The following is a 12,338-nucleotide window of genomic DNA, read 5'->3' as shown; positions in this document are numbered from 1 at the left end:
ACGCCCGGATCCCCGGCAGCGTCTCCGTAGTCTGGCGACCATGGACGACGGGGAAGCGGCAGTGATCCGGCCGGGCGGCGCCGAGCGTCTGCTGGTGGTGGACGACGAGGCGACAGTCCGCGAACTGCTGTCGGCGACGCTGCGGTTCGCGGGGTTCTCGGTCGCTTCGGCGTCCACCGGCGCCGAGGCGGTCGCCGCCGCCACCCGCGAACCACCGGACCTCGTACTGCTCGATGTGATGCTGCCCGACCTGGACGGCTTCGAGGTCGTCCGGCAGCTGCGGGACCGGCCGGGTCACCCGGTGCCGGTACTTTTCCTGACAGCCCGCGACCGGCAGGCCGACAAGGTGACCGGGCTGTCCCTCGGAGCCGACGACTACGTGACCAAGCCGTTCGACCTCGAGGAGCTGATCGCCCGGATCCGGGCGATTCTGCGGCGTACGTACGGCGTACCGGCCGCACGGCTGACCGTCGGCGACCTCGAGCTCGACGTCGAGGGCCATCAGGTCACGCGGGCGGGCCGCGCGATCCGCCTGTCGGCGACGGAGTTCCGCCTGCTGCACTACCTGATGCAGAACGCCGGTCACGTCGTCTCCAAGGCGCAGATCCTCGACCGGGTCTGGGCCTACGACTTCGGCGGTGACGCCAGCATCGTCGACACCTACATCTCGTACCTGCGCCGCAAGGCCGACACCGGCGAGCCGAAACTCATCCAGACGGTGCACGGCATCGGCTACGTGATGCGCGAGCCGCGACGGTGAGGCGGCTGTCGCTGCGGTCCCGGTTGCTCCTGATCACCCTGCTCCTGCTCGTGGTCGGCCTCGCCACGGGCAGCACGATTGTCAACGCACGGCTGCAGGACCATCTCCGGACCAGGCTGGATTCCGAACTCCGCTCGGTCGGGCAACTGCTGCAGACGTCCGGTGCCCCGACCGACCCGGAGCGCGCGGACGCCAACGCCCGACAGCTGGCACTGGGACTGGATCTGTTCGGCAGCCCGTACTTCGTGTTCCTCGACCCGGCCGGCGCGGTCGTCGGCGAGGTCAGCTCACCGCGGATCGGTTCGGAGCAGCTCCCGCGGGTGGAGGACCTCCGCAAGGTTCCGCCGGATGGACCCGCCGTCGTCGTCACCTCGTCCGACGGAAACGCCCGGTGGCGTGCGATCGCGCTGCCCCGGCCGTCCGGCTCAGTGGTGGTGGCGGGCTCGTTCGCCGAGGCGGACTCCACCGTCGCCCGCGTCCGGCGCAGCAGCGTGATCGCGGGATCCCTCACCCTGGCCGCGCTGGCCGTCGCCGGCTGGTTCGCGGTGAACGGCGGTCTGCGGCCACTGCGCCGGATCGAGCAGACCGCCGCCGCCATCGCGGGCGGCGACCTGTCGCGCCGGGTGCCCGATCTGGCCGCGCCCGGCACCGAGATCGGCCGGCTGGCCGGCTCGCTGAACACCATGCTGGGTCAGCTGGAGCAGGCGTTCGCCGATCGGTCGGCCTCCGAAGCCCGGATGCGCACGTTCGTCTCCGACGTCAGCCACGAGCTGCGCACCCCGCTGTTCGGCATCAAGGGCTTCACCGAGCTGTACCGGATGGGCGCACTGCCCGAACCCGCCGACGTCGACGCGACGATGCGCCGGATCGAGCAGGAGGCCGGGCGGCTGGCCGGGCTGACCGAGGACCTGCTGCTGCTCGCGCAGCTCGACGAGGCGCCGGACTCCTTGCTCGAGCCGGGCCCGATGGACCTGCGGACACTGGCCAACGACGCCCGGCACGATCTGCAGGCGCTGGATCCGTCGCGGCCGGTCGAGCTGACCGGGCCCGGTGGTGGCCCACCCGGCCCGGCGCCGGTGTGGGGCGACGAGGCCCGGCTGCGTCAGGTCGTCACCAACCTGGTCGGCAACGCGGTCGCTCACACCCCGGCCGGTACGCCGGTCCGCATCGGCGTCGGTAGTGCGGACGGTCGCGCCGTCCTGGAGATCTCCGACCAGGGTCCGGGAATGAGTGCGGACCAGGCGAGCCGCGTGTTCGACCGCTTCTACCGGGTGGACCGCTCCCGCAGCCGGTCCGGCGGTGCCAACGCCGGCCTCGGCCTGGCGATCGCGCGGTCCTTGGCCCAGGCCCACGGCGGCGAGGTCGAACTGCTCACCGCCGTGGGCGAAGGCGCCTGCTTCCGGATCACGCTCCCGCTGGCTACCTGAGCTACCCGGCGTACGTCGCGCTGAGGTGGTACAGCCGCCCGCCCCAGCCCTCCTCGGGGAACGAGTCCGAGATGCGCACGTAGGCGGCCTTGTCCGGGCCAAGATGCGGCGTCAGGTCAATCGTGTGCGCAGCCTTGTTCGAGCTGTCGTGGATGTGCCGGGTCTCCCGCGCCACCGTGGTCCACTGCCGGCCGTCGCCGCTCGCCTCGACGACGTATTCGTTGTCGAGCGTCAGCGTCGTGGAGGCCGACGTGGTGCCGGACGGGAACGGGAAGCGGTAGACGAAGTACGCGTTGCCGTCGGCGAAGCGGTTCTGGACGCCGTTGCTCTGCGAGCCGCCGGCGTCGTGCAGCCAGGGCAGCTCGGCCGCGGTGCCGGTGTCGAAGTCCACTGAGCGCGCCACCAGGATCTCCGCCTGGGTGGTGAACGCGAGGAGCGGACCGGACGTCGCCTTCACGGTCACCGGATAGCGGCCGTCCGCCGTACCGGCGGGAATCGTCACCTCGAGCGCGACCTCGGCCTGTGCCGGTACGGCGTTGCCCTTCGGGCGCAGGGTCACGGACGCCCGGCGCGGCGTGACCGTCCACCCCGCGGGAGCCGACGCCCGGACGTCGGCGGTGATTCGCTGACCCGCAGGCGCCGTGGCCTGGAGCCGAGCCGTCAGCTTGACCTTCGTCGCACTTGCACTGGACGCCATCACCACGGGCTGCGCCGGAGTCATGGTCGCGGACAGGGACCGCACCGGCGGTCGCGCCGGTACGTCGGCGATCAGCGCGCTGAGCGCACTGGCCTGGGTCCGCCAGTCGACGACGTTCGGTTCGCCACCGGACCACCGCAGCCCGAGCCGTCCGGCCGCGTCGCGGTTGTCCCAGACGCTTGCGGCCTGCCGGGCCTGGAAAGCGAGGTAGCGCCGGTCGTGCGTGGTGTCCGTCAGGTCCATCCAGTAGCGCTGGAAGATTCCCTTGAACTGCTTCTGGTTGTCGTCGCAGGACTTGCCGGGCGCCTCGCAGGACTCGGTGAGAATCCCGTTCGGGGCCAGCCCGCCGGCGCGCACCGCGGCGTCGGCCAACCGCCGTACGGTGGTCAGCAGCCGGGGATCGCGGGTCGCGCGCCACAGCTCGAGGCCGGAGCCGATCGCCAGGCCCTGGTTGTAGGTCCAGACCGTCTCGTTGTTGCTCTTGCAGGTGCTGGTGGTCAAGCCGTCGTTCACCAGGCCGTCGGCGTTGATCAGGCCACTGCCGGTGAGCCACTTCCAGCCCTGCTGCGCGCGGCCGAGCCAGTGCCGGTCGGCCGGGATCCGGTTGTGCAGCTCGGCGGTGAGCCGGATCCAGAGGCCGTTGGTGACGGCGTTCTTGTAGGTCCGCTCGGCGTCCCACCAGACACCACCGCCGCAGGTGTCGTCCCAGTAGTCCTCGACGTACTTCGCGATCGTGACCGCCATGTCGAGGTACTTGCGGTTCTTGGTCAGGTCGTAGGCCTGAATCCAGGTCAGCGCCCACCACTCGGAGTCGTCGATGGCACGGCTGGTGAAGTTGCCGAGCAGCGGATCACCCGACAGGTAGCCGGCCGGGAAGACGCCCTTGTCCTTCTCGAACGTGTTGTCCAGGTGCCACAGGTAGCGGCGGTCGCCGGTGCGCTGCATGTAGTCACCGACGGTCTGCAGGGCGACGGCCGAGTTCCACCAGCTGGACGGGAACCACGCCTTGACCGGCTCGTACGAGCTCATCAGGACGTCGGCCGCGACCCGGGCCCGCGCGGTCGCGGTCGGGCCGTCGGCACCTCCCCCGGGATCGGCTCCGGCCGGCAGGACGGGCACCAGCCCGACGGCCAGCGTTGCCGCGCCGGCGGTCAGCGCGCGCAGGACACGTGAACGACTCAGGATCATGGGCGGATCTCCTCGAGGTTCCAGGCGGCTCGGCCGACCAGAATTGGAAACGTTTCCTTCGGCGTGCGTCAGTATCGTCACCACCGCGGACAACGATGTCAATGGCGAAGCAAAGGCACGCGGCGAGGGTGCTCGCGCCGGCCGGCGACGAGGGGCTCGACATGGCCGCGGCCGGTCCGCCGGTGGACGCGGCCAGTGCGCATCGCCCGGTGGTGTACGCGACCGGTACTGCGGGCGACGTGTTCCTCTGCCACCCCTTCCTCGTCCACGCCGCCTCGTGGCCGCATCGGGGCACGACACCGCGGATCATCACCCAGCCGGGGATCGCGCTGCTGGAACCGTTCGCGCTGGCGGACCGCAGTACGGCGTACCCGGTGGAAGCGGCGATCCTGGACGCGTTCGCCGGCCAGAAGGCGAGCTGAGCCTGAATCCGTGGATCTTGTGTGGTCCACTGGCGTGTTCCGCGACGACTGGTCCCGATTGTGACCACTGGCCCGATGTACCGCGGCAGTCGTGGGGAACGGGAGCAGTCGGCCGAGCCCCCGGGTGCGCCGGGTGCGCCGATTGCGCCGATTGCGCCGATTGCGCCGATTGCGCCGGCGGGAGCGTGCTCTGTCCGTGAGACGACCTAAGTCGAGTAATTGAGCTGTAATAAGCTTCTTCGCGTCGCGACAGCCGCTTCCGTCGGCGGTTGTCCTGGGTCGAAAGGTCGGCGCATGAGCCTCGAGTTCCTCTGGTACATCCCCAACCAGGTGCAGCCCGGACACCGGGGTGACGACACCACCGAAGGGCACAACAGTCTGGAGCGGTTGACCGGCCTCGCGCGGTTGACCGAGGAGCACGGGTGGGGCGGTGCGCTGCTCGGGACCGGCTGGGGGCGGCCGGACACGCTGACCGTCGCGACGGCGCTCGCCGCGCGGACCACGACGTTCCAGCCGCTGGCCGCGATCCGGCCGGGCTACTGGCACCCCGCGCACTTCGCGTCGGCCGCGAGCACGCTCGACGGACTGAGCGACGGGCGGCTGCTGATCAACATCGTGTCCGGGCAGGACAACCTCGCGGCGTACGGCGACAGCGAGGGCGACCAGGCGCAGCGGTACACGCGGACCAAGGAGTTCCTCCAGCTCGTACGACGGTTGTGGACCGAGGAGGACGTCACCTTCACCGGCGAGCACTTCCAGGTCACCAACTCGACCGTCGCCACCCGGCCGGTCGCCAGAGAAGGCCGGCCGCACCCTCGCCTGTACTTCGGCGGCGCCTCTCCCGCCGCCGAACGCGTCTCGGCCACCGACGCCGACGTCCAGCTCTTCTGGGGCGAGCCGCTCGACGGCATCGCCGAACGCATCGACCGCCTCGACGGCCTGCAGCAGGAGCTCGGTCGTGAGCACAAGCCGCTGGAGTACGGCCTCCGCATCACCACACTGATCCGCGACACCACCGAAGAGGCCTGGGCCGACGCCGAGGCCAAGGTCGAGAAGATGGCACAGGACACCAACTTCCGCGACACCCACGGCCCCAACGCCCGGCGGTTCAAGGCCGTCGGCCAGCAACGCCTCCTCGAGCTCGCCGAGCGCGGCGACGTGCTCGACGACAACCTCTACACCGCCCCCGGCAAGTACGGCGGCGGAGGCGCCGGCACCACCTGGCTCGTCGGCTCCGCCGAGGACGTCGCCAAGTCGCTGCGCAAGTACCAGGACCTCGGCCTCAGCCACTTCATCCTGTCGGACACGCCGTACCGCGAGGAGATCATCCGCGTCGGCGACCAACTCCTCCCGCTCCTCAGCCAGTAACCCCAAGTTTTCGCCTGGTCCCTCGACGCGGCCACCGGGAGTGAGTAGGTTCCTCGGACGGTGAGGTTTACCTGGGGGCTGGGTGGGGACTACACCCAGTACGAGCTTTGCCACTGTCGGTGAAGACGTGAGGCGTGTGAGGTGTTGTTTTGGCCCGACCGATGACGGCTGACCAGACGGTGGCGGCGTTGCGGAAGTGGGGGGTCAAGTTCCGGGAGTACCCGGGATGGCGGACGCGAGGCCGGCCCGGCGCGTTCGGGGACGTGCGCGGGGTGATGGTGCACCACACCGGCAGCAACTCCCAGAGCGACGACTACCTGAACTTCCTGTTCGTGCGCGGCCGGGCCGAGGAGGGCATCCCCGGGCCGTTGTGCAACGTGTCGACCGACATGGACGGCGACCTGCACGTCGGCGCGGTCGGCCGGGCCAACCACGCCGGCCGCGGGTCGCAGACCACGCTGAGCCGGGTGACCGCGCAGAACTACGCCGGCTACGCGTCCGAGCTGAGACCGGGCGCCGACAACGTCGACGGCAACGCGCACTACTACGGCAACGAGGTCCGGTACGACGGCGCGCGGGCGATGACCGCGGCGGCGTACCGCACGGCGTTGCTGCACGCCGCCGCGGTCTGCGACTTCCACGGCTGGAACGCGCTCGCGGTGATCGGTCACCGCGAGCACACCCGCCGCAAGACCGACCCGGGCCGTAACCCGATGAACAAGTTCCGTACCGACCTGGCCGCCGTACTGCGGGCCGGACCCGATGGAGACGACATGGCAAACGCCGACGAGGTACTCGCCGAGCTGCGCAAGTTCCAGACCGCGGAGGCCCAGCGGTACGCCGATCTGGCCAACCGCGTGCAAGCCCTGACCGACCAGGAGGAGGGCCGGTACGCCGACCTGCAGCGCCGCGTCCAGGGCCTGGTCAACCAGGAGGCCGGCCGCTACGAGGACTACGTCCGCCGGTTCAACGCGATCCTCGCCGCCCTGCCGAACGGCGCGAGCCAGCAGACCGCACCGGAAGCGGTTCCGGAATCCGACGACCCTTCTTCTACCTCTTGAATTAAGTAAAGAAGTTCGTTTTCCTTTGAGGTCATTCCCTTTCAGAGGAGAACACCCATGCCTGGAGTCGCCCCGCTCCGTCGACCGCCGCGTGCCCGCGCGGCGGTCGCGGCGTCTCTGGTGGCCGCCGTCGTCGCCACCGCTCTGTCCGTGGTGACCTCACCGGCCGCCATCGCCGCCATCTCCCCCACCGGCTGGAACACCGTCGCCGCCAAGCACAGCGGCAAGTGCGTCGACGCCCGCGCGGCCGGTACGGCGAACGGCACCGCCGTCCAGCAGTACGCCTGCAACTCCAGCACCGCCCAGCAGTGGCAGTTCCAGCCGACCTCCGACGGCTACGTGCGGATCAACGCGCGCAACGCCCCGGCCCAGGTGCTGGACGTCAGCAACGTCTCCGCCGCCGACGGCGCGCTGATCCACTTGTGGGCCTTCGGCAACGGCAACAACCAGCAGTTCCGCCCGGTCGAGGAGGCCGACGGCGCGTACCACCTCGTCAACCGCAACAGCGGCAAGTGCCTCGACGTCCCGTCCGCCGCGACCGCGGACAGCGTCCAGCTGCAGCAGTACACCTGCAACGGCAGCGCCGCCCAATCGTTCAGGATCAGCCCTGTGGACGGCACGCCCCCGACCAACCCGCCCGGTACGCCGGACCTCGGCCCGAACGTCTCGGTCTTCGACCCGTCGATGCCTGCCAGCCAGATCCAGGGCCGCCTGGACCAGGTGTTCGACCAGCAGGAGGAGAACCAGTACGGCGAACAGCGCTACGCCCTCCTCTTCAAGCCCGGCAACTACAACGTCAGCGCGAACGTCGGCTTCTTCACCCAGGTCGCGGGCCTCGGCCTGACGCCGGGCAGCGTGAACATCAACGGCGCCGTGCACGTCGAGGCCGACTGGTTCCCACCGCAGAACGCGACCCACAACTTCTGGCGCGGCGCCGAGGGCCTGACGGTCACCCCGCCCGGCGGGCTCGACCGGTGGGCGGTCAGCCAGGCGTCGGCGTACCGGCGGATGCATCTGAAGGGCAACCTCGCGCTGGACGACGGCGGCTGGGCCAGCGGCGGCTTCATGGCCGACATGCTCGTCGACGGCCAGGTCCGGTCGGGCAGCCAGCAGCAGTGGCTGTCGCGCAACACCAACTGGGGCAGCTGGACCGGCCAGAACTGGAACATGGTCTTCGTCGGCGCGCAGAACGCGCCGGCCGGCAACTTCCCGAACCCGCCGTACACGAAGGTCGCGCAGACGCCGGTGGTCCGGGAGAAGCCGTACCTCTACATCGACAACGCCGGTGCGTACCAGGTGTTCGTCCCGGCGATCCGGACGAACTCGGCCGGCCCGAGCTGGACCAGCGGCAACCCCGCGGGCCAGTCGCTGCCGATCAGCCAGTTCTACATCGCCAAACCGGGCGTCTCGGCCGCGACACTGAACGCGGAACTTGCCGCGGGCAAGAATCTCCTGTTCACCCCGGGCATCTTCCGGCTCAGCGAGCCGCTGCGGATCACCCGGCCGGACACCGTCGCACTGGGCCTCGGCCTGGCCACGGTGATGCCGACCAACGGCAACAGCGCGATCACCGTCGCGGACGTGGACGGCGTCAAGATCGCCGGCCTGCTGATCGACGCGGCGCCGACGAACTCGGCGCTGCTGATGGAGGTCGGCCAGACCGGTGCCTCGGCCGACCACAGCGCGAACCCGACGTCGCTGCACGACGTGTACTTCCGGATTGGCGGTTCAGCGGTCGGCCGGGCGACCGAGACGCTGCGGATCAACAGCGACCACGTGATCCTCGACCACGCGTGGCTGTGGCGCGGTGACCACTCGATCGGCGTCGGCTGGGGCACCAACACCGCCGACACCGGCCTGGTCGTCAACGGCGACAACGTCACGGCGTACGGGCTGTTCGTCGAGCACTACCAGAAGTACCAGACGATCTGGAACGGCAACGGCGGCCGGACGTACTTCTACCAGAACGAGATGCCGTACGACCCGCCGAACCAGGGCGCCTGGATGAACGGGTCCACCCGCGGGTACGCCGCGTACAAGGTGGCCGACTCGGTCACCACGCACGAGGCGTGGGGGCTCGGCAGCTACTGCGTCTTCACCAGCGACGCCAGCATCGTCGCCGAACGCGCCTTCGAGGTGCCGAACAAGGCCGGCGTGAAGTTCCACAACATGGTCACGGTCTCGCTCGGCGGCCGCGGCACGATCAACCACGTCATCAACAACACCGGCGGTCCGTCCAACTCGAGCACCAACGTCGCCCAGTGGGTCAACTACCCCTAGCGGATCGGCCCGGCAGCAGCCCGCTCAGGCGGGCTGCTGCTGGGTCGCGCAGTGGATCGTCCCGCCGGCGTTCGCGAGCCCGTCCGTGGTGATCTGTACGACGATCCGATCCGGGTACAGCTCCGAGAGCAGGTCGTACGCCGCCTGGTCGGCGTCGAGATCCCCGAACTGCCCGAGCACCACGCACCCGTTGGCCTCGTAGTACCCGACATACCCGGTCGCGGCCGTCTCGGCGAACTCGTCGGCACCGCGCTCGGTGATCGGCAGCGCGCGGTTGCGCGCCTGGTACGCCGCGAAGACCTGCTCCGGGTCGGGCGGCTGCACCGCGTGCAGCGTCAGGCGATCCGCACCACCGAGCAGCAAGGCGCGCTCGTTCGCCGGCAGCGTGTTGATCCGGTCCACTCCCGCGCGCAGCGCGCGCTGGTCGGGCTCGTCCTCCGGATCGTCCGACGCGGCGTACAGGAGATTGCCAGGGGCAACGAATCGGGCAAGGAAGTCCACGTGCCAGTCGGTCAGCTCGATCCCCGGCCGCCCCGGCATCCACAGCATCCGCTCGACCCCGAACACCCGCCGCAGCTCCGCCTCGACCTGCGCCTTCGTGCGACCCGGGTTCCGGTTCGGGTTGAGAATGCAGCTCTCGGTCGCGACCCCCAGACCGGCGCCGTTGACCTCCAGCCCGCCGCCTTCCATCGTCAACCAGGTCCGCACGACCTGCACGTCACCCTGGACAGCGATCCCCGCCGCGACGCCACGGTCCCGCGTGACCGGTTGATCCCGGATCCCGTTCCGCGTCTTGACCGGGTCCTTGCGCCAGCCCGGCAGCCCGGTGCGCGGCGGCCACTGCCCCCAGCCGTTGAAGTTCAGGTCGACGCCGTGCAGTCGTCCACCCGCGTCGCGGACGAAGACCGGCGCGGTGTCGCGCGCCCACAGGTCGTTCAGCGGCATCCGGACGAACTCCACGCTCCCGATCGCAGGCAGCTTCTCACCACCCGCGTAGATCCGGCCGGACCGATCGAGCTCGTCGCCCACCTGATCCTTCACCGAGCGTCCAGCGGTGCATTCCGCCAGGAACCGTCGCGCCTCGGCCTCGTCGGCCGCGGAGTTCACCAGCAGCACGACCGGCTCGAACCGCGCGATCGTCGCCGCGAGCCGGACCAGGTCCTGCCGCGCGACGATCCGGCTGTTGCGCAGATCCCGCCCGTACGGCGAAACGGAGTCCTCACCCCACACGCCCGGCGTCGCGCCGTACGCCATCCAGGTCACCTCGTGCGGCCCACCCTCGGCCGGCATCCGGAACCCCGTCGCCCCAGGCCCGCCCGACGGCGTCCCGCCGGGGGTCCCGCTCGCGGGCGTCCCGCTCGTCGGCCGCGCGTCCCCGTTCGGCTCCTCGCGGCACCCACCCACGACCATCCCCAGTCCCGCCACTCCCGTGGCACGCAGCAGCTCCCGCCGGCCCAGCATCGTTCACTCCCCGTTCGATCGTCGCGCCGATGATCGCACGAGAGCTGTTCACACCGAGTAGTAGAAAAGTTACAGAAACCGCGACACCATGGTGAACGAACTCCCGCCCCGTTCACGAAGGTGAGACCTCATGAGCCCGATCAGTCGTCGAACACTCATGCTCGGCGGACTCGCGGCGGCCGGTGCCGCGGCCGTCCCCGCCTACTCCTCCAGCGTCCTCAACGCCACCGCCGCCGTCCCGTACCCGTTCCAGCTCGGCGTCGCCTCCGGCGAACCCGACGCGAGCAGCGTCGTCCTCTGGACCCGGCTCGCGCCCGCTCCGCTCAACGCCGACGGCCAGGGCGGTATGGCCAACGCCAACGTCGCCGTCGACTGGCAGGTCTCCACCGACGACCGGTTCAGCACCCTGGTCGCGTCCGGCTCGGTGACCGCGACGTACGCCGCCGCCCACTCCGTGCACGTCGTCGCCGCCGGGCTCAACCCCGACGCCGACTACTTCTACCGCTTCCGCGCCCAGGGCCACCTCTCCCCCGTCGGCCGGACCCGGACCGCCCCCGCGCCGGGCACGAACGGCCGCGATCTGGTGATGGCGTTCACCTCCTGCTCGCACTACGAGGAGGGTTACTTCACCGTCTACCGCCGGATGGCCGAGGACAACCCGGGCGTCATCCTGCACCTCGGCGACTACATCTACGAGTACGGCGCGACGACCGGCCGGCCGCGGCTGCACGCCGGTGCGTCGGAGATCGTGTCGCTGGCCGACTACCGCCGCCGGTACGCGCAGTACAAGTCCGACCCGGACCTGCAGGCGGCGCACGCGGCCGCGCCGTGGATCGTCGTCCCGGACGACCACGAGGTCGAGAACAACCGGGCCGGCAACATCCGCGCCGACAGCACGCCGTCGCTGAGCGCGGCGCAGTGGACCGCGCGGCAGAGCGCGGCGTACAAGGCGTACTACGAGAACCTGCCGCTGCGTCCCGCGCAGGCGCCGAGCGGCGCGAGCATCCCGCTGTACCGGAAGCTGCCGTGGGGCAAGCTGGCCAGCTTCCACATGCTCGACACCCGGCAGTACCGCAACGACCAGGCCTGCGGCGACGGCTGGAAGATCTGCTCGGACGCCGACCTGGCCAGCCGCAGTCTGCCGGGCAACACGCAGGAGACCTGGCTGCTGAACAACCTCGCCCAGCGCGGCGCGACCTGGGACCTGCTCGGCCAGCAGGTGTTCTTCGCGCGCCGGTTCAACTCGACCGGCGCGAGCATGGACTCGTGGGACGGCTACCGCGCCTCCCGCGCCCGGATCCAGCAGGGCTGGGTGGACCGCGGCGTGCGCAACCCGGTCGTCCTGACCGGTGACGTGCACCGCGCCTGGGCGAGCAACTTGGTTGCCGACTACAACAACCCGGCGTCGGCAGTGATCGGCCAGGAGCTCGTCACCAGCTCGGTGTCGTCCAGCGGCGACGGCGACGGCGCGACCACGATCCCGGACGTCGGCACGAACCCGTGGCTGAAGTTCTACAACAACCGGCGCGGCTACATCCGGACGACGCTCAGCCCGACGCAGCTGCGGGCCGACTTCCGGGCGGTCGCGAAGGTCACCGAGCACGGCGCCGCCGCGACCACGGTGAAGTCGTTCGTCGTCGAAGAGGGCCGGCCCGGCCTGCAGACGGTCTGAGG

Annotated in this window: 9 protein-coding genes; 7 read left to right on the top strand and 2 right to left on the bottom strand. The window is 70.4% G+C overall.

Going from position 1 to position 12,338, the window contains the following annotated elements; all coding sequences use genetic code 11:
* Nucleotides 1-40 precede the first annotated feature (40 nt).
* Together HDA39_RS03810 and HDA39_RS03805 are read left to right on the top strand one after the other, a co-directional pair.
* A complete protein-coding gene (locus HDA39_RS03810; protein WP_184793855.1) occupies nucleotides 41-760 on the top strand; it encodes a response regulator transcription factor in 720 nt (239 codons plus the stop codon).
* Nucleotides 757-2,187: an ATP-binding protein gene (locus tag HDA39_RS03805; protein ID WP_184793854.1), complete on the top strand. Its 1,431-nt coding sequence runs from the start codon at nucleotides 757-759 to the stop codon at nucleotides 2,185-2,187. The genes HDA39_RS03810 and HDA39_RS03805 overlap by 4 nt, the downstream gene beginning before the upstream one ends.
* A gap of 1 nt (nucleotide 2,188) precedes the next feature.
* Here the strand turns inward: HDA39_RS03805 and HDA39_RS03800 are convergent, their stop codons facing one another.
* On the bottom strand, nucleotides 2,189-4,072 hold the full coding sequence (locus tag HDA39_RS03800) for a glycoside hydrolase family 76 protein (protein ID WP_184793853.1): 1,884 nt from the start codon (nucleotides 4,070-4,072) through the stop codon (nucleotides 2,189-2,191).
* 101 nt (nucleotides 4,073-4,173) lie between these two features.
* Between HDA39_RS03800 and HDA39_RS03795 the strand changes: the two genes are divergently transcribed.
* The 4 genes from HDA39_RS03795 to HDA39_RS03780 all read left to right on the top strand — a co-directional run bounded on the left by HDA39_RS03795 (nucleotide 4,174) and on the right by HDA39_RS03780 (nucleotide 9,203).
* Entirely contained in the window at nucleotides 4,174-4,494 is a 321-nt protein-coding gene (locus HDA39_RS03795; protein ID WP_184793852.1) for a hypothetical protein, read from the top strand.
* Between the two features lie 294 nt (nucleotides 4,495-4,788).
* Entirely contained in the window at nucleotides 4,789-5,862 is a 1,074-nt protein-coding gene (locus tag HDA39_RS03790; protein WP_184793851.1) for an LLM class flavin-dependent oxidoreductase, read from the top strand.
* Nucleotides 5,863-6,023: 161 nt separating this feature from the next.
* Nucleotides 6,024-6,923 carry a peptidoglycan recognition protein family protein gene (locus HDA39_RS03785; protein WP_184793850.1) on the top strand — a complete coding sequence of 300 codons (900 nt, stop codon included), beginning with the start codon at nucleotides 6,024-6,026 and terminating at the stop codon, nucleotides 6,921-6,923.
* A 57-nt stretch (nucleotides 6,924-6,980) separates the two neighbouring features.
* Nucleotides 6,981-9,203 carry an RICIN domain-containing protein gene (locus HDA39_RS03780; protein ID WP_184793849.1) on the top strand — a complete coding sequence of 741 codons (2,223 nt, stop codon included), beginning with the start codon at nucleotides 6,981-6,983 and terminating at the stop codon, nucleotides 9,201-9,203.
* Between the two features lie 24 nt (nucleotides 9,204-9,227).
* On the opposite strand, the gene HDA39_RS03775 is transcribed toward HDA39_RS03780, so the two are convergent.
* Complete coding sequence (locus HDA39_RS03775) at nucleotides 9,228-10,664, bottom strand: agmatine deiminase family protein (protein WP_184793848.1); 1,437 nt, start codon at nucleotides 10,662-10,664, stop codon at nucleotides 9,228-9,230.
* 130 nt (nucleotides 10,665-10,794) lie between these two features.
* Here HDA39_RS03775 and HDA39_RS03770 point away from each other — a divergent pair, with 130 nt between their 5' ends.
* On the top strand, nucleotides 10,795-12,336 hold the full coding sequence (locus HDA39_RS03770; protein ID WP_184793847.1) for an alkaline phosphatase D family protein: 1,542 nt from the start codon (nucleotides 10,795-10,797) through the stop codon (nucleotides 12,334-12,336).
* Nucleotides 12,337-12,338 lie beyond the last annotated feature (2 nt).

This window comes from Kribbella italica (assembly GCF_014205135.1).
In the GTDB taxonomy this organism is placed as follows: domain Bacteria; phylum Actinomycetota; class Actinomycetes; order Propionibacteriales; family Kribbellaceae; genus Kribbella; species Kribbella italica.
The sequence above is the reverse complement of the archived record's forward strand: the minus strand, read 5'-3'. Positions and strand labels throughout refer to the sequence as shown.